Consider the following 25,999-nt stretch of genomic DNA (forward strand, 5'->3'; position numbering starts at 1 on the left):
CGCGGCTTCGGACAACCGCCCTCGGGGCGGCAGATCGCGGCAGGTCTCCCGGCTTGCGGATGTCAGGGTTTCCCCTGGCGGGCGCCCCGCCTTCCCGGTTTCCCAGTGGCTCTGCGGGCGACCTCTCCGGTCACGGTCGCGGGGGCGGCTGCGTTGGGGCGGTGAAGCCTGTCGCATTCCCTCTTAGCCTGCCATATGGCAGGAACCAGCGATGCGGACAGCCAAGCCACGCCGCGCGCCGGAAGTCAAGGAGAGTGCCGTGCCCGATGACACTATCACGCCGGAGGAAGCCGCCGCCCATGCGGGGAAAAAGGCGCGCATCAAGGCAGCGCGGGACCGCATGATGGTCGAACGGACCGGAGAGAAGGGGCTGGTGATCGTTCTTACGGGTCCGGGGAAGGGCAAGTCCTCCTCCGCCTTCGGCATGGTGCTGCGCTCCATCGCCCATGGCATGCCAACCGCCGTGGTGCAGTTCATCAAGGGGGCGATGACCACCGGGGAGCGCGATCTGCTGACCGGCAGCTTCGGCCACCTCTGCCGGTTCCACACCATGGGCGAGGGTTTCACGTGGGAGACGCAGGACCTTGCCCGCGATCGCGCTGCCGCGAGGGCGGCGTGGGAAAAGGCGAAAGAGATGATCCGCGATCCCGCGATCCGTATGGTGCTCCTCGACGAGATCAATATCGCGCTCCGCTACGATTATCTCGACATAGCAGAGGTGGTGGCGTTCCTTCGGGACGAAAAACCCCCCATGACCCACGTGGTGCTCACCGGGCGGAACGCGAAATCCGACCTGATCGAGGTTGCCGATCTGGTCACGGAGATGCAGGCCGTGAAACACCCGTTCCGCAGCGGTATCCGGGCACAGGCGGGCGTCGAGTTCTGAACGCGCGCTCCGCCGCTACCTGCGGGCCGGCTGGAGGTCAGGATGCCCCGAGCGTCTCGGCCCTGATCTGTCGGGCGGTCAGCCGCGCGCTCTCCGCTTCGGCCCGCAGCAAGGCCACCTCATCGGGGGTGCGGCTGTGAATGTTGGAGTAATCGAGTTTCCAGCGCATATCAGGCGAAACGTCTCCGGGGAGTGCATTGTCGTCCGAGGTCCGGGCGCGCGTTCCAGCATGTCGAGCGCGCGGTGAACGTTGCGCAGCTGTGAGTCAGGGTCGTTGGGACGCCCCGCCGCATTGCCGAGCGGCATGTCGCTGAACAGCAGACGCGGCGCGCCGGCATGCTCCACGATGTCCTTCGCCGCGCCCATGATGACAGTGGAAATGCCGTTTTCCTCCAGATGCCGGGACACGAGCGTAACCGTCTGATGGCAGACGGGGCAGTTCGGCACCAGAATCGCGGCGGTCACGCCATCCTCCCGGCAGCGGGCCAGTATTTCCGGCGCATCCACCTCCATGGTATGGCGTTGGCTGCGGTTGGTCGGAGCGCCGTGAAACCGGGGGGCGATCCGCCCGATCCGCGCAGCCGCCTGTCGCAGCGCCGCCAGAGGGAACCACGCGCCCTGATCGCCCATGTCGGCATTCTTCCGATCGATGCCGACATGGGCGATCCGCAGGTCCGGGTCTGTGGCGGTGGGGAGGGAATAGACCTCGTAGAACTTCGCTGCGGAATTGTACGGCGCGCCCTGTCCCTGCGGACCCTTGGCCGGATCGTAGGGAACGGCGGTGGTGATGAGGGTGACCGTGCTTTCGGCCAACGGAAGGGTCAAAGGGGTAAAGGGCGCGTCGGGATTGTGGGCCCATTCGTAGGGCGTGTCATAGCCAAGGCCCAGATACCAGTCCCGCGTCCGGCGCATGTAGCCGACAGGTTCCGTCAACGCGGCATCAGTCTGGGGTCTTTGCATCATCCCGGCCCTCTCTCCCTCTGCGTGGCGCGTATCGGAGCGCCACGCCCGGGCCAGTTGTGCGCACAGACAGCCGGTTTGTCCATGGCCGCGGTGATGCGGCAATCTTACCAGAAACGATCGGACCGATTGCGGATGCCCTTGTCCGCGGCGAGGGACGGCAGGGAATGGTCAGAGAGCGGAGGCACGCCCGCCCGTCCACCGACCCGGTCGACGGCTTTCCGGCGGAACTGGGCAGCGAAAGCGTTGATTGCTGCCTCCGTCACCATGTCACCATACCACTGGGCGGGCGCCGGCTCGAAGCCATGTTCCTCCGCCAGAGCCGAGAGCAGATCGGCATCCGCGAGCGTGAGGGTGGAGCCGATGCTGAAGTCCCGCTCCTGACCGGAGAGGGCCAGCAGCATCGTCTCGCTCAGGCAACCCCAGGCGATGTTGGCAGGCAGCGTCTGGAAAGGCCCGAGGTCCACCTCTCCCGGCGGGCGGACGAGACCGCCGTCAAAGACCATCACGCCGGTGCCGCGCAGATCGGCTTTCTGCACATTCGGCGGACGCGCCACATCGCAGACCAGCGTTCCGGGCTTCAGACGCCGCGGATCGACAAGCACTGTATCCGAACTCGTGGCCACGAGCACGACATCCGCATCCGCCAGCGCCGGTTCCAGATCGGTCGTCCAGGAGAGGACGTGGCCGTAACCCGCTTTCGCCTTCGGAGGAACGTGGATCGTCTTCTCCGTGTCCATCTGGCGGACGGAGCGCGCCAGCCGTCCCGGCGTCCAGGTATCGGTGCGCGGGCTTCTGGCCAGCGAGGCCAGGATGTCGTCGGCGACCTTGGAGAGCAGGCGCGGAGCAAAGGGATTGCGGGCGTTCCCCACCAGCGTCATGCGTCCGGCCCGCCGGGCAAGCAGCATGGCTCCAAGCCGCCCGATCGCTCCCGATGCGCCCACGACGACCACATGCGCATCCTCAAGGGCGATGCCGGTGCGCCGGCAGAGCTGGGTGATCGCCTTCACCGCAGAGACGGTGGTCAGCGTATTCCCGCTGGTGATAGGCACGCCCTTTCCGGTAACGGCTTCACCGCCGCGTGTGACGATTGAGGTGAAGGCACCGAGACCCACACGGCACGCGCCCTGCTCCCCTGCGATGGCCACCGCTTCCGCGATCATCTGACGGGCCTCGGCCTTTCCCTTGCCGCGCATGTCGCCGGGCAGCATGGGCACCGAGAGTAGCCAGCCGGAGGCAACCTTGCCTGCACGGGAGGTGACATCGGGAATCTCGTGGACGATGCCCGGGCCAAGGCCCTTCACCCACGCCTTCCAGCTTGCCAGTTCCTCCTCGTTGAACTGTCGCAGGGAGGCGTCGGAGCGGAAGATATCCTCGTCCTCGGTGTAGTGGATCACGAACCCGAAGCGACCCGGGACAAGGCTGCCCTTCGGCACGACTGCCGTCTGCGTTCCCGTCTGTGGCGCCATCTGCGGCCCTTCTTCCGCAAGCTCCCCTCCCCTCCGCGCGACGAGGTGGCGCACGAGAGAGTAGTAGTCGTTCTCATGGATGATGCGGCAGACCGCTTCGAGCGCGGCCACAGCCTTGTCGAGCCCGTCGCGTCCGAGGATGAGCGGCGGTTGAAGCCGGAGAACACGGCTGTCGTTGAACAGCGGAGCCGTAAGCACCTTCTGCACGTTCACCAGATAGGAGGCGATAAGCGCCGTCACGCCACCGTTGAAGCCGGCGTGCGCCATGATGGCCGAATTGCGACGCTCCTCAAGCGGCTGGAACTCCAGGCCGAGCATATATCCCCGTCCCCGGACCTCCCGGATCACGTCGGGATAGGCGCGCTGCAACTCTTCAAGCCGCGCCCGGATGTAGGTGCCGTTCTCCGCCACGCGCCGAATCAGCGCCTGATCATCCTCCAGCAACTGATCGAGCGTCGCACAGGCAACGGTGGCAGCCAGTGCATTGTTGGCGAAAGTGGAACTATGGAGCCGCCCGAAGCGGTCATCCCATGCGGAAGGGCGTACGATACAGGCTCCAATCGGCATCAACCCGCCGCCGAGCGCCTTGGAGAGCAGCAGCATGTCGGGGACTTCCTGGAAGCTCGAGCAGGCGAAAAGCTCGCCGGTGCGCCCCAGACCGGTCTGAATTTCATCGAGAATCGTCAGGACACCATGCTTCCGGCAAAGGGCGATCGCTGCTTCGGCGTAACCTTCGGGCGGGCAGACCACGCCGCCCTCTCCCTGGATCGGTTCGAAGATGAAGGCCGCGATACCATCCGCAGACGCGACAAGCCGCGCTTCAAGAGCGGCAAGATCGCCGTAGGGCACATAGTCGAAATCGGGGGCCGGGGCATTGAAGCCCTGTTGGTAAAGCGATTTTCCCGTGGCTGAGAGGGCGCCGAGCGTCTTGCCGTGAAAACCGTTCCGGGTGGACAGAATCAACGCGCGACCGCTCCTGATCCGGGCGAGCTTGATCGCGGCCTCCACCGTTTCCGCTCCGCTGTTGGCAAGCGTCGTGATGGAAAGGTCACCCGGCGTGACCTCTGCCAGCCGCTTGGCCAGCCGCTCGGCCTCCGCGGAATGGAGCGGCTGGATCAGGGACGGCATCTGCGCCGCCTGAGCCGCGCCCAATGCCGCCCAACCGCGCTCAGGATTATGCCCGAACGGCAGTGCGCCGTACTGGGAGAGGAAGTCCAGATACTCCTCTCCGTTTTCATCAAAGAGACGCGCGCCGCTTCCCCGGACCATTGCTCCGTTCAGCGCGAAGATCTCCAGCAACTTTGAGCGAGCAGGATTCAAAAAGGACATGGAGGCTCCATTCAGATCTCGGTCGGCTGCTGTCACCGGGGTGAAGCAGTCGGTTGAAGAAGGTCAAACGCATCACGGAGTTGCCGGCGCGAGGGTCGGCAACGTCGGCTCGTCGGTATGTGTCTATGAGAGGGCAGCAGGCAGCAGCAGATTGCGAAGTCAGGTCTTGTGATTGCTGGATAGCTGGCAATGCCTGCCCTAAGAAGCCCAACTTCAATCATGTCTGACATTTCGGCATTTTGCTGCCGACGATGATGAACCGAATGCGCGGTTTTGCGCAACAATCACGCAATGGTTGTGAAATTGTCGCGAAAAAGAGCGTGATTTTTTGAGCAGCACGCGAATTTCACCGCTGCAGCGCCGCATTGACCCCCGGGGATTCGATATCTGATGAGCCGCACGGCGAGGGAGAGATCTTGCCGGTTTGTGGCACGATTTTCCCGCCTCGCCGGGGGATGCAATGTTTCGTTATTGATTACAATACCAAATTTTACGGTGAGAGGTGGGGCGCGGTTGAGGCCATCCCCAGCGCCTCCTTGCCTGCAAGTAGCAATGAGTCGTTGCCCCTATAATTTCTAAAGGATTTCCTGCAGCGCAGCGCCACGCTATTTCAGCGGAAGCAGACAAGCCGCAAGTATTTTCGGGCTGAACCCTGATTTTGCAAAACTTTTGTCAAAAAGACTCGCGCTTTAATCATTTATAGGTTTAGATGGTTAAGCACTTTTGATCGATTGTGACACCCCGGGAGGTTTCCAATGGTATTTAAGTTCCTCGGCGCCGCAGCATCCACGGCGTTTCTGCTTACGGGCGTCCCCGCATCTGCGGTGACCCTTGTTCTGGACAGCTTTTCCTCTGAACAGTGGGTTCAGGATGGCCCCACCACCGACAACCCCAATGCGTCCGAACTCGCGGCCGGGGGTATTCTGGGCGGTGCGCGCGATCTTGCCGTTCAGAACACCAAGGCTGACGGCAACAACACGGCCACTTCGGAGATGCGCGTCACGGGTGGGAACCTGAAGTTCTCCAACGTGGCCGGCGCGCGCGGCACGGGTTGGCTTACCTATGATGGTGTTGACGGCGATGGTGTTAACGTTGACACCACCGGTCTTGGCGGTGCGAACCTGAACATCGGTCTCAACCCCTACTTCTACTTTGCTGCGCCCGCGAATATCGTGTTTGACCATATCGCCGCCTTTAGCGTCACGGCTTGGGACATGACCGGCAAGATCGTCACCTACAACGAGTTTCTGGCTCCGGGCTATAATCCCAATCTGTACTTCAGCGAGTTCACGGGTGACGCCGGCTTTGACTTCGGCAATCTCGGAGCGCTTCAGTTCATGATCAGCTCTTCCGATACCGCCGATGCGGTTGACGGTGCAATCAGCCAGATCGAAGTGCGGGCGAGTGTTGTCCCGCTTCCTGCCACCGCCCTCCTTCTGATGGGCGGCGTGGGTGGTCTGGCGGTGCTGCGTCGTCGCAAGCAGGCGTGATCACATTCGCTCTTTGAGCTTGATACTCTGAAAGACGCCGGCCCGGATAAAGGGTCGGCGTCTTCGCATTTAAAGAAGTTTGTACTGAATTGAGAGCAATTTACAGGTGCGAGATAGTATTCGTTTTTAACCATATGTCATGCTGAACTGCTGTTTTGTGTCTATTTGATAAACGAATCGATCTTTTTCTTAGAAATCGTGGCATGATCTGGAAATCTTTTAGATTATTATTGTGCAAATCCTCTTAGCAATGGATCGAGTGCCATGTCGCGTTTTTTTGCCGGCTCGCATTCTGCAACGATTTTTTTGGCATTTTTGGGGCTTGGGATCGTCCCTGCAGACGCCAGACCTGTGCCTGTCACTGTGACCATAACGTCTGTCGAGTGTACACAGGATGAGGAGTGCGACGCTGCCGGGATAGAGGCCGCGGGAGAAGATTGGCCGGACTTTTATGCACGTGTGTTCATCAATGGGGTGCAGATTGACACGCCCAGAGCAGACGACGATCAGCAGAAAATTCAGCCATTCTGGACTGTCACCAGCACCGTGGACGATTCGGTCACATCTGTGGTGCCCATCACAATCCAGATCTGGGATCATGACAGTACGAGCGGGGACGATATCGCCGATGCGTCTCCCCAGTACGATCACAACAACCTCGATCTGCTTCTTGACCTCACTACTGGCCGTTGGTCGGGGGATACGGCGACAAGTTGCGCCACCGGAGACGGGGTGGATACGGATGACAATGAATACTACCCGGTCCGCGTCTGCTTCGACATCTCCACGATCTCCGCTTCCGGCGATGCCGATGGCGACGGGCTTTTGGATACGTGGGAGATTTCCGGGCTTGATGCCGATGGCGACGGCACGATCGATATCGATCTTCCTGCTATGGGCGCTGACCCGCAGCATCAGGATATTTTCCTTGAGCTTGACTACGAGACCGGCCGGGCGCCCACACGGGACGGTATAAATGCCATGAAACGGGCTTTTGCGGCTGCGCCGCGCCCCAATCCCGACGGCACGACGGGGATAAACCTTCATGTCGATGCGGGCGCGCTTTTCGATGGCGGCGCGGATGAGGCAGGTAGAGCAGGTACCTGCACGAACGGCATCGATGACGATGGCGATGGGTTGACGGACGGCCAGGATGGCAGTTGCTTCTATCTCGATGCCAGTCGGGAGGTGGGTGTCGGTGATTGCGGCAACGGTATCGATGATGATGGCGACGGTCTGGTTGACTCTGCTGATCCGCAATGCCTGGTAGGTGACAATCTGGGCGGAGGCACGGCCCTCACCATTACCGCGGCAACGCGCGCCTGCGGGCTGGACGGCAATTTTGCCGCTATCAAGGCCGCACAGTTCAATCCCAATCGGGCATGGGTGTTTCACTACGCCATACAGGCCGCCGCTCCGCCAAATCCTCCGCTTCCGCTTCCACCGCTCAGGTGCGCGGGCGGCGAAGGAGAGATCGGGGGCAACGATTTCATCTCTCACAATCTCGATGCGGGGACGGTGATGCACGAGCTTGGGCATAACCTGAACCTGCAGCATGGCGGCTCCAACTCCATGAACTGCAAGCCGAACTACATTTCGGTGATGAACTATAACCTGCAAGGCGGCATTCTGCAGGTCACGGGCGGCAGAATTATTGACTACTCGCCCCCGCGGACCGCGCTCAACGGATCGACACGGGCAACCGCGCCACTTCTCCCGCTTGTGGAAAATTTGCTGAGCGAAGCGCTCGCCGTCGACCCGGCCGATCCGAGGAACTCCATCGTGTTCATGAACGGGCGGAACCAGATTGCCACCGTCGGCGCGAATACGCTGCCGGACTGGACGGGCGATCCCACACTGCCTACCGCGGCGGGCATCAATATCGACAACGGTATTCCTGCAACCGCAACGACGCCCGCGACAGGTGCTCCCGGCTGTGCCAATACCGCGTTAGATAGCCTGCTTGCCGGTGATAACGACTGGAACCGGATCGCACTGAACTTTCACCAGTTCGGCGCGGGGGCAAGTGGTGCCATCGTGCGCAACCCGGAAACCAGCCCGACGCAGGAAGATTTGGACCGGATGCAGCAGGAAATGCGGCGCACCGATCTTGAACTGACGCTCACCGCCACGCCCGACCCGGTTGCTGCGGGAACGCCTGTGACCTATGCCGCCGTCATCGTCAATCACGGGCCAAATCCATCGCTTGCGACGAGCCTCGATCTTGAGGTTCCGCCTGCGACGGCCCTGTTTCTTTCTCCCCCGCCCGGTTGCGCTGCACCCTCTCCGGATAAGCTGTCCTGTGCCATCGACATGCTCCATCCCGGAGAGACCCGGACGCTTACGATGGCCGCCATGCTACCTGCCGATCTGGTTTACCTCGCCGGTGCGCCCTTTACGATTGACGCCAAAGGCAATGTCACCGATCGGGCTGGAAACGATGCCGCTCCGACAAACAACACAAGCATGGTGACGGTAAATGCGGTGGCTGTCGCAGACCTTGCCATCAGCTCCTTCGACGTCCTCAACCCGCCGCGTCAAATGCTGGCCGGTGAGCCTGTGGTGATAGAACTCGCCTCCATTCTGGGCAGCGGGGGACCCTCCAGCCCCATGGATACGCTTCTCACCTTTCGGTCGACCACCGATAACGGCGCCAGCGTGACGCCGACCTACCTTACCACGACGCAGGCGGCACTGCGGCAGGATGAAGCCCGTACCGTCTTTGACCACGCGATCCTGCTGTGCAAGGAGCCGGGAGGCCACAAGTTCCGCTTCGAGCACCAGATAACACCGGATCGCGCGCCCGACAGTGATCCATCGATGGGCAACAACACAACGGCCCATGATTTCGCCATCGAATGTCTGCCCAGTAACAAGCAGCCGCCTGTATTCGAAACACCGGAAGGGCTGCTGCGGGGATTGCGGGAGGCAGGACTGGATACCAGCGTGGCGGAGAGCGATCTGCTTTCCTGGCTATCGACCCAGCCACCCTCAACCGCCTATCCGGCGATCATCACGTCGATCATGCAAAACGGCTGGCACTTCCGCCAACCTGCCTACATCGACGTGATCGTGGGGAACTACGAACATACCGCCGGTGTCACCTCTCCCCGCCTGACGGCGGATGTCGATACGGAGGTTTTGAAACGCGCGATCCTCGCCGCCTCCAATGAGCGGAACGGACAGACCATTGAGGATTTCAACGCCTTGCTGCGATGACTAGCGGGGGGTGGGGATGGCCGTGTCGAGTCCCCGGATTGTCACGTCCAGCCCATGTTGTGCGAAACGGGCCTTCACCTTATCCAGCGCTGAAAGAGCGCTGATATCCCAGAGGGTTGCATTGGTCAGGTCTATGACCACCGGCCCGTCGTGGTCGATCGGATCGAAGGCCTCGGTGAAGGCGTCGGCAGAGGCAAAGAACACCTGTCCCGCGACGGTATAGACATCGCCGTTGCGGCGGACGCTTTGCATCCGCGCGACTTTGGCGGCAAAGAAGACGCCGCTCATCAGCACGCCGACAAGAACGCCCAGCGACAGGTTGTGGCTCACCAGCGTCATCGCGACAGTCGCCAGCATCACCAGATTGGAGAGTGCCGGCGTTCCGCGGAGACGGCGCAGCGAGCCCCAGTCAAGCGTGTCGATGGAAACCATGATCATGATCGCCACGAGGGCGGCGACAGGCACCTGCCCGACGATGTCCCCGAGTGCTACCATCAACAGGAGCAGAACACCCCCCGCCGCCATGGTTGAGAGCCGCCCCCGCCCGCCGTATTTCACGTTGGAGACGGTCTGACCGATCATGCCGCAGCCGGCGATGCCGCCGAACAGGCTCGCCGCGACATTGGCCAGTCCGAGCCCGCGCGCCTCCATGTTCTTGTCTGAAGGCGTCCCGGTCTCATCGTCCACCACACCGGCGGTCATCAGACTTTCGAGCAGGCCCACCATGGCGATGGCAAGAGCGGGCAGAAAGATGATGTTGAGCAGGTCGAGACCCAGCGGAACGTCTGGCAGGGCGAAGGCCGGTAACCCTTCCGGCAGCCTGCCAAGGTCGGCCACACGGGGAATGTCTATGCCGAGCGCGGAACACAGCGCTGTCAGCGCCACGACGCAGATCAGCGGCGCGGGTATTGTGGTGGTCAAACGGGGCGCCAGATAGATGATCGCGAGACCGGCTGCAATCACCGCATATCCCGTCAACCCGGCGGCGAGGATATGCGGCAGTTGCGCTGCAAAGATCAGGATCGCCAGCGCGTTGACGAAACCTGTCCGCACCGACCGGGAGACATAGCGCATGAGCGTCGCCAACCGCGCGAAGCCGAAGACGATCTGGAACATCCCCGCCAGCAGCCCTGCGGCGAAAAGATACTGGACCCCATGCTCCTGCACCAGCGGCGCCACCACCAGCGCAACGGATCCGGCCGCGGCCGAGATCATGGCGGGGCGTCCGCCGAAAATGGCGATCACGATGCTGATGACGAAGGAGGCATAAAGACCCACCGCCGGATCGACCCCGGCGGTGAAGGAGAAGGCGATGACCTCCGGGATAAGGGCGAAGGTCGCCACCGACCCGGCAAGAATTTCTCGGACAGGGTTTTCCCGCCACTGACGCAGATAGTGTCGTGTGCTGTTCATTTGATGGAAGCGGACGCGTTTTGAATGCGTTGTCCGGCGGATCGGCGGCCGGAATAGCCACCCGGATTGAACCGGGTCCATGCGAATGCGGCGCTTGTAGCGGAGAAGGCGGTTGTTGCCAAGCTCCTCGTGCCGCTGATGGACGTTCTCGTGGGTGAGTGGCTCATGCGCGGCGGTTTCTCGCCGCGCCTGGCCGAAGTCATGCGTCAGACAGCAATGCAGTCGGCATAGAACTGGACATCGCCATTCTCGTCCTCCTCTTGCACAAGGCCGTGGATATCCGTTTCAAATCCGGGGCATTCCTTGGCGAATTCGCGGTTGAACTTCAGGTAATCCACGATCTGCCGATTGAACACCTCCCCGGGGATGACCAGCGGGATGCCGGGCGGGTAGGGGGTGACAAGGCTGGTGGTGATCCGCCCCTCAAGCTCGTTGATCGGGACGCGCTGGGTCGTGCGGCGGGCGATATGGGCAAACGCATCGCTCGGTTTCATAGCGGGGACAAGCTCGCTCAGATACATCGCGGTGGACAGGACGGCGACATCGTAGCGCGCGTAGAGTTCGTGGACATGCTGGCAGAGGTCGCGCAGACCCATGCGCTCGTACCGGGGATGCTTGGCACAGAACTCCGGCATGGTGCGCCACATCGGCTTGTTCTTGGCGTAGTCGTCCTTGAACTGCTGAAGCGCCGTCAAGAGGGTGTTCCAGCGGCCCTTGGTGATGCCGATAGTGAACAGCACGAAGAAGCTGTAGAGCCCGGTCTTTTCGACCACCACGCCATGTTCCGCCAGATATTTCGTCACGATCGACGCCGGAATGCCGGTGGCTTCGAACCGTCCGTCAAGGTTCAGCCCCGGCGTGACGATCGTGGCCTTGATCGGATCGAGCATGTTGAAGCCGGGTGCCATGTCGCCGAACCCGTGCCAGGACTCCTCGCCGTCGGAGGGATGGACCCCGTCCGCGTCGGTCCGGCGGAGCACCCAGTCCTTTGCGCGGCCGATACCCTCCTCCTCCAGCTCCTCCGGGCCCCAGACCTGAAACCACCAGTCGTCGTCGCCGAATTCGGCATCGACCTTTCGCATGGCGCGGCGGAAGTCCAGCGCTTCGGCGATGCTCTCCTCCACCAGCGCCGCACCCCCCGGCGGCTCCATCATGGCGGCGGCCACGTCGCAGCTCGCGATGATGCTGTACTGGGGGCTTGTGCTCGTGTGCATCAGATAGGCTTCGTTGAACAGGTGCCGGTCGAGCTTGGTATCCTGCGAATCCTGAACGAGCACGTGGCTCGCCTGACTGATGCCCGCCAGCAGCTTGTGGATGGATTGGGTGGCATAGGTCACAGAATGCCGCGCGCGGGGCCGCTTCCGCCCCATCGCGTGGAACTGTCCGTAGAAGGAATGGAAGGAGGCATGCGGAAGCCACGCTTCATCGAAGTGGAGGTTGTCCACGTAGCCATCCAGCATGCCCTTGATGACTTCGGTGTTGTAGAGCACGCCATCATAGGTGGATTGCGTCAGCGTCATGATCCGCGGTTTGACGGTTTCCGGGTCCACCCCTTCCAGCAGCGGGTTCGCGCGGATCTTTTCCTTGATGGACTCGATCTCGAATTCGCTGTGCGGGATGGGGCCGATGATGCCGAAGTTATTGCGCGTCGGCCGCAGGAATACCGGCACAGCACCAGTCATGATGATGCTGTGCAGGATCGACTTGTGGCAGTTGCGATCCACCACCACCACGTCACCGGAGGCAACCGTGTGGTGCCAGACCATCTTGTTGGAGGTGGACGTGCCGTTGGTCACGAAAAAACAGTGATCGGCGTTGAAGATGCGGGCGGCATTTCGCTCGGACGCACCGATCGCGCCGTTGTGGTCCAGAAGCTGCCCCAGCTCCTCCACAGCGTTGCAGACATCGGCCCGCAGCATGTTTTCGCCGTAGAACTGGTGATACATCTGGCCGATGGGGCTCTTCAGGAAAGCCACGCCTCCCGAATGCCCCGGGCAGTGCCAAGAGTAGGAACCGTCCTCCGCATAGTCGAGCAGCGCCTTGAAGAACGGCGGCTGGATGCTTTCCAGATAGCTCTTGGCCTCGCGGATGATGTGGCGGGCCACGAACTCCGGGGTATCCTCGAACATGTGGATGAAGCCGTGCAGCTCTCGCAGGATGTCGTTGGGCAGGTGGCGGCTGGTCTTGGTTTCGCCATAGACGTAGATCGGTACATCTTCGTTCTTGCGCCGCACCTCGCGGATGAAGCTGCGCAGATCCTCGATCACCGGGTCGTCGTCGGGACCGGGGCTGAACTCCTCATCGTCGATGGAGAGGACGAAGGCGCTGGCACGGGACTGCTGCTGGGCGAATTGCGAAAGATCGCCATAGCTGGTCACGCCAAGAACGTCGAAGCCTTCGTTCTCGATGGCCTCCGCCATCGCGCGGATCCCCAGTCCCGAGGAGTTCTCGGACCGGAAATCCTCATCGATGATGACGATGGGAAAGCGGAATTTCATGTCATCCTCCGGGGGAAGTGGCAGCGGTTACGCGACAGGTGCTTTTTGCACAGCCGCCGTCAAGGTCAACCCATGCACTGAACCTGTGGGAAGGCGGAACGGCCCAATGTCGGAATGGTGATCTCCAGTATGTCTAAGCCAACCCCCGGTGAACCGACGGTCCTTTGCGCGGCTGCACCGACAGATCATCCCGACTACCGGGCAAGATGCTGCAAGGGCAAACGGCGGGGTCGCTTCACCGAATATCCTATCAGCCACTTGCGCCTTCCGTGACAGACCGGTGAGAATGCGCTGATGCAGGTAGAAGAAATGCCCATGAATTCCGCCTATGTTTTGGCTATTCTGGCCTGCGGACGTGAAATATTCATGAAGTTTCGTGTGTTATATAGGAAGTGAACGTGCCTCTGCATGGCAGCGAAAGCCTTCCGGTAAGATGCTCTCACGCATGACGATCGCGGTCGGACAGCTTCCGTGGTCCACGAACCCACCGCGGCACCCTCATTGTCTCCGGGTGTCCGCATGGCATGCGGTTGGCGGGGAAGTTGGGGGAACACCGATGGCATGGCAGACGTTTCAGCTGCATAGCCACGAAAGAGGACGATCATGGACCATTCTGCACATACCCGACTCGCCCCCGCAGAAATCACCGACGCTGTGCTGTCGGGAGCCACGGTCTATGGGCCGGGCGATGAGAAGGTCGGGCACATAGATCATCTGCACGGGGCCGGATCGAATGCTCAGGTGATTATCGACGTCGGGGGTTTTCTGGGGATCGGCGCCAAGCCGGTTGCGCTCAACGTCGCCGATCTGGATATCATGCGTGACGAAAGCGGTGACGTGCATGCCGTCACGCGCTGGACAAAGGATGACTTGAAGTCGATGCCTGAGCATCACCACTAAAATTGCTGTCGGTCGAAGGTTCGAACCTTCGACCGCTTCACCCCGGCCACGGACTTTCATGAGGCGAGCATTTTGCTTAGGGTTAGTAAGGCCCCAAGTCTGCACCTATCTGAGCACAAACGGGTTTGCGACGCCTTCCGCCAGATTCAGCCAAACGCATTTGGTTTGCATGAATTCATAGATTGCATCTTGCCCATTCTCGCGACCGATACCGCTTTTCTTGAAGCCGCCGAACGGTGCCATGAAGCTGACCGCGCGATAGGTATTCACCCATACGGTTCCTGCCTTGATAGCATCCGCCATCCTTATCGCGCGACGCATATCGCGGGTCCATACTCCGGCGGCAAGTCCGTAGATGGTATCGTTGGCAATGCGGATCGCATCATCCTCATCCTCGAACGGGATGATGGACAGAACGGGTCCGAATACTTCTTCCTGTGCGATGCGCATGTCGTTCGTTACATCGCCGAAGATCGTCGGCTCCACGAACCAGCCGTCTGAAAGCGTCTCGTCGCCCGGGATCCCGCCGCCGAGCAGGCAAGCGGCGCCTTCCTCCCGTGCGATACGGATGTAGTCGAGAACCTTCTGACGTTGCGGGCGGGTGGTGATCGGCCCGACCTGCGTCGTGTTCTCCATCGGGTTGCCGAGCTTTGCTGTCGCCGCAAACTCCACCACACGGCGGGAGACCTCGGCATATACCGAGCGCTGAACCAGCAACCGCGATCCGGCGATGCAGGTCTGCCCGGACGCCGCGAAGATACCGGAGATTGCGCCCTTCACCGCGTCGTCGAGATTGGCGTCATCGAAGACGATGTTCGGCGATTTGCCACCAAGCTCAAGCGAGACATGTTTCAGCCCCTTCGCGGCGCCGGCATAGACCGCCGCTCCGGTCGCATCGCCGCCCGTGAAGGCGACCTTCTCGACCAGCGGATGTTCGACCAGCACAGAGCCGATCTCCTGCCCGTAACCGGTGACGGTATTGATGACCCCGTCTGGAAAACCCGCCTGCTTGGCCAGCCTGACAAATTCCAGCGTGGAAGCGGATGTGAACTCCGAGGGCTTGATGACCACGGTATTTCCGGCAGCCAGCGCCGCCGCGAGCTTCCACGTCAGCAGCAGCAAGGGCGAGTTCCACGGCGTGATGCAGACGACGACGCCCAGCGGTTCGTGGCGTGTGTAGCTGAATATGTCCGGCTTGTCGGACGGGAGTACCCCGCCTTCTATCTTGTCGGCCAAGCCACCGAAATAGTGGTAATACTCCGGCAGATACCGAACCTGACCGGACATCTCGGCGTAGAGCTTCCCATTGTCCCGGGTTTCGATCTCCGCAAGGCGGTCGGTGTTCGCCTCGATCAGATCGGCAAACCGTCGCAAGAGCTTGCCCCGCGCGGTCGCCGTCATTCTGGACCATGGCCCGTTGAAGGCGGCATGGGCGGCCTCGATTGCGGCGCGGGCATCATCGGCGTCGCAATGTGGAACCTCGGCCCATGGCTTGCCGGTGAATGGATCCTCCGACACCAGCCAACGGCCTGTCCTGCTCGCCGTTTCCCGGCCGTTCACCGTATTCGTAAAGCGTTCAAGGCCGCTCATATCCATACCCCCTCACGTCCTTCAGATCGGCTGGTGGCCGAGCGCCATGCGGAAGCGGTTCTTGACATGGACGCCATCCCGCGGCGGCAGAACACGTGGCAGGTTCTCGGGCCTGATCTTCAGGGTGGCAAGGCGCAACCCGTCCCGCTTGTAGATGTCATCGCGGAGCGATTGCACGCCCGTCATATCGGTGATCCGCCCCGTGTGCGGAAAGCCGCATGCGGCCGCCACCTGATCAAGCTCGATACCGCGCCCCGCATGGCTCTCCTGCATGCCGGTTTCGCCGAAGTGACCGTTGTCCAGAATGGCAAGGGTCAGGTTCTGCGGCCTGCGGAGGGCGATGGTGGCCAATGCGCCGAAGCCCATCAGGGATTCACCGTCTCCCGTCAGAACGAGAACGGGCTTGTCGGTCTGGGTCGCGGCGATACCGAGGCCCACCATCGCTGCCGAGCCCATGGCGGCCCACAGATAGTAGTTGTTGTCGTGATCACCCGCCGCCATCACGTCATAGGAGGCAGACCCCAGTCCCGTGACCACCAGCAGATCCTTGCGGTCCGCCAGAAGGGCACGCACGACCTCGCGGCGGTCAAGCGAGCCGCCTGCTTTCACTTCACCCATTTCTTCTCTCCGATCAGGCGCTGACCCAGAAGGACGGCGGTTGCGCTATCTCCGTTGAAGGCCATGGTCGCCGCGCCATGGATCAGCGGTTCGACATCTTCCGGTCGGTCAGCCCGCCACACCATCACACCCATGGCGCGCAGCGTTTCCTCCGTCGCCTGACCCATCGGGTTTTGCCAGCCGTTGAATTCCGCCCAGTCGCCCCGCATCGTGATGACCATGAGCAGTGGAAACCGCGCGACCTGCTGCAAGGCCAAGGTGTTGATGCAGTTGCCGACACCGGAGCTTTGCATGAGCAGGGCGCCCCGCTCGCCGCCAAGCCACGCACCCGCGAGATAGCCGATGCCTTCTTCCTCCGTCGTCAGCACGACGGAATTCATCTCATTATCGGCCTCGGCATGCCGGATGGCCGCGGAATGTCCGGCATCCGGTACGTAGGCGACATGCTTCACGTCATGGTTCTTGAGGACGCGATAGACATCCTCCTGCCAGTTCGGCTCAGCCGGAGCATCCGGCGCAGACCTGTCCATTGTTCCACTCCCTGCACTGTTCGGGAGAGCTTACCGTCGGGGGCATATAAAGAATAATGTTAGTATTTTCTTTGAGATATAGCGGTAATAGATGGCTCGTTTACAGGAGCGTCCCTTTCCAAATTCCGCTTTCCACCCTTTCCTGCGTCAGCCGGATGAACAATTCGCCGACGTAGCGGGCCGCCGGACTGACGGGCCGATCGGCAGAGTAGCAGAGCACCAGCTTACGTTCCGGTGCGGGATCGACAAGCGGCGCGCAGGACAGTTCGCCCGCGGCCAAAGACCTGTGAATGGGGGCGACCGGCAGGATCGTCGCACCGAAGCCGGCACGTGTGAGGTCGATCATGGAGGCAAAGGAATCGGCTTCGATCACCTGTGTAAACGTGATACCCGCCACCCGCGCACAGTGATCGAAAATGGCGCGCAGCCCGTGGCGCGGACTGGGAAGCACGAGCGGCTGGAGAGCCAGATCGCGGAACCGGACAGGCCGATCCTCACAGAGAGCGCCCGAGGGGCCGATCAGGAACAGGCTTTCCATGAGCACCGGCCTTACCCGGAGCGAGCGCGTGGACGCCGGGTCATAGGAGATCATCACGTCGAGTTCTCCCCGCGCCATCCAGTCCACCAGATAGCCTGCGAAGGCGGAGGAGAACCGGACGGCAAGTTCAGGGTGATCGTTCTTGATCTGGACCATCAACGGGACTGTCATGAGTTCTGCGACGGTGGGCGTTGCGCCGATCCGGACCAACCCGCGGAAAGAGGATCGCCCCTCTTCCACCGCCCCACGCAGGGAATCAATCTCCGCGAGCACCCGAAGCGCGTGATCCACCGCCGCCTGACCTGCCGGCGTGATAGCCACGCCGCGGCCGTGGCGTTCAAAAAGCGGCACCCCCAGCTCCTCCTCCAGCAGACGTATCTGCCTGCTGAGCGCGGGCTGCACGATATTCAGCCGGTCGGCGGCCTTGCTGATACTGCCCAGTTCGGCCACGTGGACGAGGGTGATGAGTTGGTTGATTTCCAAGACCTGCGCCTCCGCTACCTGACGGAAGGATGACATGTCGTCATAATGCGACACCAGCCGGAACAGCGCCGCGAAAGCCCCGCTCGTCCATATGTTTTCGCTAATATGGGAGGGTTTCGTAATCTGCTGCCACGGCAGGAAGGGCGCAACGCGCGTCGAAGCGGCTTACCTTGAGGGTCATGACCCTCAAGCCCGCGGAGCAATAGCGGCAATTGCAATTAAACAACGTAATGCCCTCGCATGAGGGCCACCCTATTCATGCCGATCCGGTATAGGTGGTAGCATCATCATATATTTGATGTATCGCCACACCTGCTGCACACTTCGCGAAACGATGAGAGGTTTGGGGAGAGTCGGGGTATGTTTGATCACGGCGCGGACGATTATCAGGATATCCGGGATGCGGTTCGGGCGCTTTGCGCAGAATTCCCCGATGAATACCACCGCAAGATCGATGAGGCGCGTGGCTACCCGGAGGAGTTCGTCGAGGCGCTCACACGAGCGGGCTGGATGGCCGCACTGATCCCGGAGGAGTACGGCGGCTCCGGGCTTGGGTTGACGGAAGCGTCGATCATCATGGAGGAGATCAACCGGTCGGGCGGCAATTCGGGCGCCTGCCACGGGCAGATGTACAACATGAACACGCTCGTCCGGCATGGCTCGGAGGAGCAGCGGCGCAGATATCTGCCGAAGATCGCCAGCGGTGAATTGCGCCTGCAATCCATGGGCGTGACCGAGCCGACCACCGGAACGGATACCACCAAGATCAAGACCACCGCCGTTCGCAAGGGTGACCGCTATGTCATCAACGGCCAAAAGGTCTGGATCAGCCGGGTGCAGCATTCCGACCTGATGATCCTGCTCGCCCGCACCACGCCGCTGTCGGAGGTCAAGAAGAAATCCGAGGGCATGTCGATTTTCATCGTCGACATCAAGGAGGCGATGAAATCGGGCATGGAAGTGCGCCCGATCCTGAACATGGTCAATCACGAGACCAACGAACTGTTCTTCGACAACCTCGAAATCCCCGTGGAAAACCTGATCGGCGAGGAAGGCAAGGGCTTCAAGTATATCCTCACCGGCCTCAATGCAGAGCGGACGCTGATCGCGGCCGAGTGCATCGGAGACGGTTACTGGTTCACCGACAGGGTCGTGAAATATGTCAGCGAACGCAATGTCTTCGGTCGGCCCATCGGCCAGAACCAGGGCGTGCAGTTCCCGATCGCGGAGGCCTATATCGAGATAGAGGCCGCGAACCTCATGCGGTTCGATGCCTGCCGCCGCTATGACGCGCACGAGGATTGCGGCGCACAGGCCAACATGGCGAAGTATCTTGCCGCAAAGGCAAGCTGGGAGGCGGCGAATGCCTGTCTCCAGTTCCACGGGGGCTTCGGTTTCGCCTGCGAATACGACGTGGAGCGGAAGTTCCGTGAAACCCGTCTCTATCAGGTTGCACCGATCTCGACCAACCTCATCCTGTCCTATGTCGCCGAACACGTTCTCGGCCTGCCGCGGAGCTTCTGATGGTGTATCAGCCGCTGAAGGGCCTGACGGTCGTCGCCATCGAGCAGGCCGTCGCGGCTCCGTTCACCACCTCCCGGTTGGCGGATGCCGGAGCGGAAGTCATCAAGATCGAGCGGCCGGAAGGTGATTTCGCGCGCGGTTACGATGACGTGGCCAACGGGCAGTCGAGCTATTTCGTCTGGCTGAACCGGGGCAAGACCTCCGTCACGCTCGATCTGGCGAGCGATGAGGGCCGGGAGGAGCTGGCGCGGTTGCTGGACGGGGCCGACGTGCTCGTTCAGAACCTTAAGCGCGGGGCGCTCGAAAAGCTCGGCTTTTCCTTCGAGCGTCTGGCGCAGGAGTGGCCCCGGCTCATCACCTGCTCGATCACCGGGTATGGCGAGAACGGGCCGATGGCCGATCGGAAGGCCTATGATCTGCTGATACAGGCCGAGTCCGGTTTGTGCTCGATCACCGGCGGGCCTGAAGCCGCGGCTCGCGTCGGTATTTCCATCGTCGATATCGCGACGGGAGCCACCGCTCATGCCGCCATTCTCGAAGCCCTGATCGCGCGGGGGGTGACGGGCAGGGGGGCACAGATTTCTGTCTCCATGTTCGATGTGATGGCCGACTGGCTCACCGTCCCGCTGCTGAACCATGAGGGTGGCAAGTCGCCACGGCGGCTTGGCATGGCCCATCCGTCCATCGCGCCTTACAGCGTGTTCACCTGCAGTGACGGCAAGCCGATCCTGATCTCCGTGCAAAGCGACCGGGAGTGGCGCAAGCTGGCAGATGTATTTCTGGGGCGGCCCGAACTGGGCAGCGATCCGCGCTTCGCGACCAACGTGGCCCGGGTGCGTAACCGGCCGGAGACCGACAGCCTGGTCGCCGAAGGTTTCGCGCGCCGAACGGCGGAGGAGGCAAGCCTTGCACTTCTCAAGGCGGATGTCGCCTTCGCCTCGGTCAGCGACATGCAGCTGCTGTCACAACATCCGCATCTGCGGCGCATCACGGTGGAGACGCCCAACGGACCGGTCAGCTACCCCGCGCCGGCCGCCGTTATCTCCGGCGAGCAGCGCAGCTATGGGCCAGTGCCCGCTTTGAACCGGGTGGAGGTCAAGGCATGACCGTGGATATCGATTACTTGCGGGAGTGGATCGGGCGCGGTGAGCGGAAATCCGAGCGTGTCACGCAGGCGCTGGTGGAACGCTTTAACGCCACGCTGGATCTGGACGGCGATGCGAGGGACGGGGATGCCGCCCCCCTGCTCATCCATCTCTGCCTCGCGCCCCCTGCCGCTCCGACTGCCAGCCTGGGGGTGGACGGGCACCCCGCGCGGGGCGGTTTCCTGCCTCCCGTGCCGCTGCCGCGCCGGATGTGGGCCGGAGGAGCATTTGCTTTTCACGACGCGATCCGCGTGGGGAAGCAGGTAACGCGCATCTCCACCATCCGGGACGTGACCTTGAAAGAGGGGCGCACCGGGCCGCTTTGCTTCGTCACGGTGGACCACCGGATCGAGAGTGACGACAGGCTGGTGATCGAAGAACGGCAGGACATCGTCTATCGCAATGCGGACGCGCCGGGCGGCACCCCGAAACCGGTGGAACCGGCGGCGCGGGGGATGCATAGCACCCCGGTCACTCCCACGCCGCCGTTGTTGTTTCGTTATTCCGCGCTGACATTCAACGGCCACCGTATCCACTACGATCAGCCCTATGTGACCGGAGAGGAGGGCTATCCCGGTCTCGTGGTCCATGGGCCGCTTCAGGCGACGCAGCTTGTGCAGTTCGCCGCAAAACTGCGTGGCAGCAGTCCCGCCCGCTTCGACTTCCGCTCGCTGTCTCCGTTGTATGATACCGCCGATTACACGCTCAATGCAGAGACTGACGGCGACGGCCTGCGGCTCTGGACTGCCCGCGTCGATGGGCCGGTGGCGATGGAAGCACGTGCGACATGGTGACCGCCATTCGGGCGCCGTTGTTCGTGCCGGCAAACCGGCCCGAGCGTTTCGCCAAGGCCGCAGCTTCAGGCACTGACGCGGTGATCCTTGATCTGGAGGACGCGGTTGCCGCCGATGCGAAGGACACGGCCCGCGCCGCGCTGACCGCCGATTTCACGGATCTGCCGGTCATCGTGCGGATCAATGCCCTCGGAACGCCCTGGCATGAGGCGGATATCGCGGCGGTCGCAGCGCTTCGCCCGGCTGCGGTGATGCTGCCCAAGGCGGAGGAGGCGGGCACGGTGGCGGCCGTGGCGGCGCAGGTCGGTCTGCCCGTTATAGCTCTGGTGGAAACGGCGCGTGGGCTGGCTGCGGCACGATCCATCGCCGCGGCGGAAGGTGTCATGCGGCTTGCCTTCGGTTCGGTCGATTTCTGCGCCGATCTGGGATGCGCGCATCTGCGAGAGGTTCTGCTTCCTGCGCGGTTCGAACTGGTTCTTGCCTCGCGCCTTGCGGGGATCGCCGCCCCCCTCGACGGTGTGACGGTGCAACTGGATGACCTGTCCGTGAGCGGTGAAGACGCCGCCCATGCCCGCTCGCTCGGGATGACGGGCAAGCTTTGCATCCATCCGAAGCAGGTCGGGGTCATCCGCAACGCCTTTGCCCCCTCGGAAGCAGAGATCGACTGGGCGCGCCGGGTGATCGCGTCCGGCGATGGTGCGGTTTCCGTCGATGGCGCAATGGTGGATGAGCCCGTACGCCTTCGCGCCCGCGCCATTCTCGCAACGGCGGGCTGATACCCTTGGGGCTGACGCCCTTGAGAGCCGGTTCTCCGTCGCGGCGAGCCGTGCCGGAAAGTTTGCGTGGGTGCATGGGCGCGGCCACGTCTCCTGCAGATCGCGACTTGTGGAACGCAGCCACCCCTCCCGCTTCACATACGCAGGAGGGGTGTTAAAGTGACGCTCGATGCTCCGCCCAACCGGCTTGTTGATCTCATGGAAGCGCCAGCATTCCCAACGATGCCTAGGCAAGTACCTTCGACCGATGCCCGGATCAGCTATCCCTCCTTCCGACCGAATAGTGGCGGCGGGCGGTGCGCGGGTGTGGTTATCATCGCCGCATGGCAAGGATTTGCTCGGCCTGATAGCGGGATGACGACTATACGTGCGGTCGGATTAGCGCCTCTGGGAGCACGGTAGCGAGTGATGCAAGCAGCACCGCCCCGCAACAGATGACAGCGCCGTCCCCGCGATCACTCCAGCTTCGGATCCACCAGCTTCGGATTGACGCTCGCGGCGAGATGAAGAAACCTCTCCCATCTTGTTCCCCGCCTGGCCACTGGATCCGAAAGAAGCATGACACCCGCTCCCTCAAGGCAAGGAAAGCACCGTACCGGACGGGCCGCGTTTGCTGAGCCCATGAGGCAGTTCATCCTGCTCGCCGGCAGCGTGCTGCTTGCCGGGATGATCGGCACCGGCTTCTGGGTCAACGGGGAGGTCCGAAAGATCGTCACGCACAATGCCGGGGCCGTCACGGCGCTCTATGTCGATGCGATGATCACCCCGGCCGCGCAGGATCTCGAACTGCCGGGAGGGATTGGCGATGCCACCCGCACCCTGCTGGAGGAGATCGTGCGGCGCGGAGAGCTGAGCCGGCAGGTGTCGGCTTTCAAGCTCTGGAACACGGCGGGGGAGGTCGTGTACAGCACCCGGCCCGGGATGACCGGCCAGACCGGGAGAGACAATCCGCGGTTGAGAGCCGCCCTTGACGGTCAGGTTCACGCCGCGCTGCGCAGGGTGACCATGCCGCCGGAAGCCGAACCGCAGGATCTGATGGAGGTCTATAGCCCCGTCCATTCGACGACCACCGGTCAGGTCATCGGCGCGGCAGAATTCTATACCGGCAGCGAGACCTTGCGCGCGAACCTGTTTCGCAGCCAGTTGAACAGTTGGCTTGCCGTCGGGCTGGTGACGCTGGGAATGTTTGCGGCCCTCTACACCCTTTTTGCCCGCAGCGCGCGGACGATCAGGCAGCAGAAAGCGGCGCTTGACGACAAGATCTCCGAGCTTTCGGCTTCGCTCCACAACGATGCTCTGGCTCGGAAAGTGGAGCGGGCAAATCAGCGCGCCACGGAGATCAACGATCTCACGCTGAAGAGGCTGTCGGCAGATCTGCATGGCGGGCCCGCGCAACACCTCGCCTTCGCCGCGATGCGCCTCGACGGCGTCAAGGGACAGGAAGAGGTGGCAGAGGCGGTGGACGCTGGCCTGACCGAACTGCGCTTCATCTGTCGCGGCATGGTGTTGCCCGAACTTCGCAAGCTCGACGTTGCGGCGATTATCCGCCGCGCCGTCGCCGCGCATGAAGCCAGAGTGCGGCAGGGCGTCACGCTCCACATGCCGGATACGCTGGCGGCATTGCCGCTTCCGCTGCGCAACTGCATCCATCGTTTCGTGCAGGAAACCCTCAACAATAGCGCCCGCCACGCGCCGCGGGTTGATCTGGCGGTGCGTGTCCGCTCCACGGATGGCGGCATCGGTATCGAGGTTACCGACACCGGTCCCGGCTTCGATCCGGGCGCCGAAACCGCGGGGCTGGGGCTGGCCGGACTGCGGGAACGAGCGCTCAGCCTGCGCGGAACATTCAGCTTGCGCAGCGGCGAGGGGGCAGGCACATCCGTTGCCATGTGGTTGCCCGCATGCGCCGAAAGCAAAGCTCCATGACACGCATCCTGATCGTTGACGACCACCCGATCTTCCGACGCGGCTTGGCCCTGTCCCTCGCCGAGGCGGGAGATCTCGTGGTTTGCGGAGAGGGGGCCACGGCGGAGGAGGCTGTTTCCCTTGCCCGGAGCCTGCGGCCCGATGTGGTTCTGCTCGATCTTTCGCTGCCGGGGGGCGGATTGTCGGCGCTGCCTGCGCTGCGCCTTCTTACCGGGGTGGCCGTCGCGGTGCTGACCGCCTCGGAGGACAGTGACGATCTGACCAACGCTTTGTCGGCGGGGGCGGCGGGATATATCGTCAAGGGCGTGGGAGGCCGCACATTGATCGACGCGGTGCGCACCATTGCCCGGGGGGAGGGTTACGTTACTCCGACGGTCGCCGCCCGTGTCATCTCCGAGATGGGGCGCGACGCAAGGATGAGCCTCCCCGCCTGCAACGATCAGCAGGCGGGACTTCGTGCGCGTCTGCTGGACCAGCTCACCCCGAGGGAGTCCGCGGTGCTGAGGCTAGTGGCCGAGGGACGGTCCAACAAGGAAATTGCCCGCCTTACGGAAGTGCATGAAAAAACGGTCAAAAATCACATGACCCGCATTCTCTACAAGCTGAACGCCCGCAACAGGACAGAGGCCGCAATGCTGCTGCGTGGTGAACGGGGCGGGGTCGGGACACCGGACTAAAGTCCCGGAAGGTCCGGCATTGGTCCCGGGCCAATTTCGATGAGTTTTTTTGTCGGCTATGCATTCCGCGACAGGCCGTGGGCCCGCGGAAAGGGAAATCCTCCGCCCATGGTGTCGCCTTCAGCCAGACCCGCGCGATGCGAAGGGGCCAGCAAACGAGCATGCAGTCGGCAGGCCAACCGGTAATCGTCGGGGCGCCACCACCACCGGGCCCGCAACTGCCGGGCCGATTACGAGGATATACCGATGAAGACCACACTCCTCTGCGGCATTGCGTTTGCATTCGCGGGTTCGATGGCCTCTGCCGACTCGCTTGTGATCTATTCCGGTCGTGGCGAGGCCCTGGTCGCCCCGCTCATCGCTTAGTTCGAGGCCGAAACCGGCATTGATGCCGAGGTCCGCTACGGCTCCACCTCCGAGAGGGCGACGCTGTTGATGGAGGAGGGCACGCGCACCGGCCGACGTGTTCTGGGCGCAGGATGCCGGGGCCCTTGGCGCGCTTTCATCGCAGTTCGCCGACCTCTCCCCCGCCGTCAGTGAAACGGTGCTGGAGGTATTCCGCGATCCGTCGAACAAATAGGTAGCAACATCCGGGCGGACCCGCGTTCTGGTCTATTCTCCCGAGCGTGTGCGGGAGGCCGACCTGCCCCGCGCAATCACCGATCTGACGGATGCGAAATACAAGGGCCGCGTTGCCTGGGCGCCGACCAACGGTTCGTTTCAGGCCTTCGTGACCGCCTTCCGCCTGACCCATGGCGATGAGGCTGCAAAGGCCTGGCTGGAGGGTATGAAGGCCAACGAAACCAAGGTCTTCAAGAACAACGGCACCCAGATCGAGGGCATCGCCAATGGCGAGGTGGATTTCGGACTGGTGAACAACTACTACTTGGGTCGCTACACAGCGAAAGACGACACGTTCCCGGTGGACCAGACCCATTTCGGCGCGGGTGACATCGGCAATCTGGTGCTGGTCGCAGGGGCCGGTGTGACAGAGGCCTCCGACAACAAGGACGCCGCGCAGAAGTTCGTGGATTTCCTCCTGTCGCCCGCCGCGCAGCAGTTCCTCACCCTTCAGGGCAACGAATACCCGGTGCGGCAGGGCATCATCCCGCAGGCGACCCTCGAACCGCTTGCCACGGTGGAGGAAATCAGCCCCAAGGTTGACGTGAACAAGCTCGGCGATCTTGAGGGGACGCTGACGCTGCTGCGTGACGTGGGTCTGCTCTGAGCCTGA

The 25,999-nt window shown here is 62.4% G+C and carries 19 protein-coding genes, 1 riboswitch and 1 other annotated feature; of the genes, 11 read left to right on the forward strand and 8 right to left on the reverse strand.

Going from position 1 to position 25,999, the window contains the following annotated elements; genetic code table 11:
• Window positions 1-21: 21 nt before the first annotated feature.
• A riboswitch (cobalamin riboswitch) is annotated at window positions 22-226 on the reverse strand.
• A gap of 33 nt (window positions 227-259) precedes the next feature.
• On the forward strand, window positions 260-886 hold the full coding sequence (cobO, locus tag CDV49_RS05985) for a cob(I)yrinic acid a,c-diamide adenosyltransferase (protein WP_256947258.1): 627 nt from the start codon (window positions 260-262) through the stop codon (window positions 884-886).
• Window positions 887-964: 78 nt separating this feature from the next.
• On the opposite strand, the gene CDV49_RS05990 is transcribed toward cobO, so the two are convergent.
• Together CDV49_RS05990 and CDV49_RS05995 are read right to left on the reverse strand one after the other, a co-directional pair.
• Window positions 965-1,849, reverse strand: coding sequence for a glycine reductase (locus CDV49_RS05990; RefSeq protein ID WP_218821904.1), 885 nt, complete (start codon window positions 1,847-1,849; stop codon window positions 965-967).
• 104 nt (window positions 1,850-1,953) lie between these two features.
• Complete coding sequence (locus CDV49_RS05995) at window positions 1,954-4,644, reverse strand: aminotransferase class III-fold pyridoxal phosphate-dependent enzyme (RefSeq protein ID WP_088214657.1); 2,691 nt, start codon at window positions 4,642-4,644, stop codon at window positions 1,954-1,956.
• A gap of 755 nt (window positions 4,645-5,399) precedes the next feature.
• On the opposite strand from CDV49_RS05995, the gene CDV49_RS06000 reads away from it, so the two are divergent.
• Window positions 5,400-6,134 (forward strand): VPLPA-CTERM sorting domain-containing protein, encoded by a 735-nt coding sequence (locus tag CDV49_RS06000; RefSeq protein ID WP_088214658.1) that lies wholly within the window; start codon window positions 5,400-5,402, stop codon window positions 6,132-6,134.
• A 264-nt stretch (window positions 6,135-6,398) separates the two neighbouring features.
• Complete coding sequence (locus CDV49_RS06005; protein WP_143413128.1) at window positions 6,399-9,353, forward strand: DUF11 domain-containing protein; 2,955 nt, start codon at window positions 6,399-6,401, stop codon at window positions 9,351-9,353.
• Here CDV49_RS06005 and CDV49_RS06010 read toward each other — a convergent pair whose 3' ends face one another.
• Entirely contained in the window at window positions 9,354-10,766 is a 1,413-nt protein-coding gene (locus CDV49_RS06010; RefSeq protein ID WP_088214660.1) for a SulP family inorganic anion transporter, read from the reverse strand.
• Window positions 10,767-10,793: 27 nt separating this feature from the next.
• Window positions 10,794-10,848, reverse strand: a sequence feature (sul1 is cis-regulatory element that is thought to sense ions involved in sulfur or methionine metabolism; They are found in Alphaproteobacteria).
• Window positions 10,849-10,972: 124 nt separating this feature from the next.
• Window positions 10,973-13,264 carry an arginine/lysine/ornithine decarboxylase gene (locus tag CDV49_RS06015; protein WP_088214661.1) on the reverse strand — a complete coding sequence of 764 codons (2,292 nt, stop codon included), beginning with the start codon at window positions 13,262-13,264 and terminating at the stop codon, window positions 10,973-10,975.
• A 603-nt stretch (window positions 13,265-13,867) separates the two neighbouring features.
• Between CDV49_RS06015 and CDV49_RS06020 the strand changes: the two genes are divergently transcribed.
• Window positions 13,868-14,164, forward strand: coding sequence for a photosystem reaction center subunit H (locus CDV49_RS06020; RefSeq protein ID WP_088214662.1), 297 nt, complete (start codon window positions 13,868-13,870; stop codon window positions 14,162-14,164).
• Between the two features lie 105 nt (window positions 14,165-14,269).
• Here the strand turns inward: CDV49_RS06020 and CDV49_RS06025 are convergent, their stop codons facing one another.
• The 4 genes from CDV49_RS06025 to CDV49_RS06040 form a co-directional block, all read right to left on the reverse strand.
• Window positions 14,270-15,754, reverse strand: a complete 1,485-nt coding sequence (locus tag CDV49_RS06025) for an aldehyde dehydrogenase (protein ID WP_088214721.1) — start codon at window positions 15,752-15,754, stop codon at window positions 14,270-14,272.
• A gap of 21 nt (window positions 15,755-15,775) precedes the next feature.
• A complete protein-coding gene (locus tag CDV49_RS06030) occupies window positions 15,776-16,372 on the reverse strand; it encodes a thiamine pyrophosphate-dependent enzyme (protein WP_088214663.1) in 597 nt (198 codons plus the stop codon).
• Entirely contained in the window at window positions 16,360-16,902 is a 543-nt protein-coding gene (locus CDV49_RS06035) for a thiamine pyrophosphate-binding protein (protein WP_088214664.1), read from the reverse strand. Before CDV49_RS06035 ends, CDV49_RS06030 begins: the two co-directional genes overlap by 13 nt.
• A 100-nt stretch (window positions 16,903-17,002) precedes the next feature.
• The gene (locus tag CDV49_RS06040) at window positions 17,003-17,923 is read right to left on the reverse strand and encodes a LysR family transcriptional regulator (protein ID WP_088214665.1); all 921 of its coding nucleotides are present in this window, start codon (window positions 17,921-17,923) and stop codon (window positions 17,003-17,005) included.
• Between the two features lie 360 nt (window positions 17,924-18,283).
• Between CDV49_RS06040 and CDV49_RS06045 the strand changes: the two genes are divergently transcribed.
• The 7 genes from CDV49_RS06045 to CDV49_RS20820 all read left to right on the forward strand — a co-directional run bounded on the left by CDV49_RS06045 (window position 18,284) and on the right by CDV49_RS20820 (window position 25,993).
• Window positions 18,284-19,447, forward strand: a complete 1,164-nt coding sequence (locus tag CDV49_RS06045; RefSeq protein ID WP_035746904.1) for an acyl-CoA dehydrogenase family protein — start codon at window positions 18,284-18,286, stop codon at window positions 19,445-19,447.
• Window positions 19,447-20,553 carry a CaiB/BaiF CoA transferase family protein gene (locus tag CDV49_RS06050; RefSeq protein WP_088214666.1) on the forward strand — a complete coding sequence of 369 codons (1,107 nt, stop codon included), beginning with the start codon at window positions 19,447-19,449 and terminating at the stop codon, window positions 20,551-20,553. The genes CDV49_RS06045 and CDV49_RS06050 overlap by 1 nt, the downstream gene beginning before the upstream one ends.
• The gene (locus CDV49_RS06055) at window positions 20,550-21,386 is read left to right on the forward strand and encodes an FAS1-like dehydratase domain-containing protein (protein WP_088214667.1); all 837 of its coding nucleotides are present in this window, start codon (window positions 20,550-20,552) and stop codon (window positions 21,384-21,386) included. Before CDV49_RS06050 ends, CDV49_RS06055 begins: the two co-directional genes overlap by 4 nt.
• The gene (locus CDV49_RS06060) at window positions 21,380-22,162 is read left to right on the forward strand and encodes an HpcH/HpaI aldolase/citrate lyase family protein (protein ID WP_088214668.1); all 783 of its coding nucleotides are present in this window, start codon (window positions 21,380-21,382) and stop codon (window positions 22,160-22,162) included. The genes CDV49_RS06055 and CDV49_RS06060 overlap by 7 nt, the downstream gene beginning before the upstream one ends.
• A 621-nt stretch (window positions 22,163-22,783) precedes the next feature.
• Window positions 22,784-24,088 carry a sensor histidine kinase gene (locus CDV49_RS06065; RefSeq protein WP_088214669.1) on the forward strand — a complete coding sequence of 435 codons (1,305 nt, stop codon included), beginning with the start codon at window positions 22,784-22,786 and terminating at the stop codon, window positions 24,086-24,088.
• On the forward strand, window positions 24,085-24,765 hold the full coding sequence (locus tag CDV49_RS06070; RefSeq protein WP_088214670.1) for a response regulator: 681 nt from the start codon (window positions 24,085-24,087) through the stop codon (window positions 24,763-24,765). Before CDV49_RS06065 ends, CDV49_RS06070 begins: the two co-directional genes overlap by 4 nt.
• A gap of 628 nt (window positions 24,766-25,393) precedes the next feature.
• The gene (locus CDV49_RS20820) at window positions 25,394-25,993 is read left to right on the forward strand and encodes an extracellular solute-binding protein (RefSeq protein WP_256947259.1); all 600 of its coding nucleotides are present in this window, start codon (window positions 25,394-25,396) and stop codon (window positions 25,991-25,993) included.
• The last annotated feature ends 6 nt before the right edge of the window (window positions 25,994-25,999 follow it).

The organism is Haematobacter genomosp. 1 (assembly GCF_002196855.1).
Classification (GTDB): Bacteria; Pseudomonadota; Alphaproteobacteria; order Rhodobacterales; family Rhodobacteraceae; genus Haematobacter.

What these genes read in the sequence shown, in the direction of transcription:
- CDV49_RS05990 (WP_218821904.1), bottom strand. Translation starts at nt 1,849, where the DNA reads ATGATGCAAAGACCCCAGACTGATGCCGCGTTGACGGAACCTGTCGGC.
- CDV49_RS06045 (WP_035746904.1), top strand. Translation starts at nt 18,284, where the DNA reads ATGTTTGATCACGGCGCGGACGATTATCAGGATATCCGGGATGCGGTT.
- CDV49_RS06035 (WP_088214664.1), bottom strand. Translation starts at nt 16,902, where the DNA reads ATGGACAGGTCTGCGCCGGATGCTCCGGCTGAGCCGAACTGGCAGGAG.
- CDV49_RS06020 (WP_088214662.1), top strand. Translation starts at nt 13,868, where the DNA reads ATGGACCATTCTGCACATACCCGACTCGCCCCCGCAGAAATCACCGAC.
- CDV49_RS06000 (WP_088214658.1), top strand. Translation starts at nt 5,400, where the DNA reads ATGGTATTTAAGTTCCTCGGCGCCGCAGCATCCACGGCGTTTCTGCTT.
- CDV49_RS06050 (WP_088214666.1), top strand. Translation starts at nt 19,447, where the DNA reads ATGGTGTATCAGCCGCTGAAGGGCCTGACGGTCGTCGCCATCGAGCAG.
- CDV49_RS06060 (WP_088214668.1), top strand. Translation starts at nt 21,380, where the DNA reads ATGGTGACCGCCATTCGGGCGCCGTTGTTCGTGCCGGCAAACCGGCCC.
- CDV49_RS05995 (WP_088214657.1), bottom strand. Translation starts at nt 4,644, where the DNA reads ATGTCCTTTTTGAATCCTGCTCGCTCAAAGTTGCTGGAGATCTTCGCG.
- CDV49_RS06030 (WP_088214663.1), bottom strand. Translation starts at nt 16,372, where the DNA reads ATGGGTGAAGTGAAAGCAGGCGGCTCGCTTGACCGCCGCGAGGTCGTG.
- CDV49_RS06065 (WP_088214669.1), top strand. Translation starts at nt 22,784, where the DNA reads ATGAGGCAGTTCATCCTGCTCGCCGGCAGCGTGCTGCTTGCCGGGATG.
- CDV49_RS06015 (WP_088214661.1), bottom strand. Translation starts at nt 13,264, where the DNA reads ATGAAATTCCGCTTTCCCATCGTCATCATCGATGAGGATTTCCGGTCC.
- CDV49_RS06010 (WP_088214660.1), bottom strand. Translation starts at nt 10,766, where the DNA reads ATGAACAGCACACGACACTATCTGCGTCAGTGGCGGGAAAACCCTGTC.
- CDV49_RS06055 (WP_088214667.1), top strand. Translation starts at nt 20,550, where the DNA reads ATGACCGTGGATATCGATTACTTGCGGGAGTGGATCGGGCGCGGTGAG.
- CDV49_RS06025 (WP_088214721.1), bottom strand. Translation starts at nt 15,754, where the DNA reads ATGAGCGGCCTTGAACGCTTTACGAATACGGTGAACGGCCGGGAAACG.
- CDV49_RS06070 (WP_088214670.1), top strand. Translation starts at nt 24,085, where the DNA reads ATGACACGCATCCTGATCGTTGACGACCACCCGATCTTCCGACGCGGC.
- CDV49_RS06005 (WP_143413128.1), top strand. Translation starts at nt 6,399, where the DNA reads ATGTCGCGTTTTTTTGCCGGCTCGCATTCTGCAACGATTTTTTTGGCA.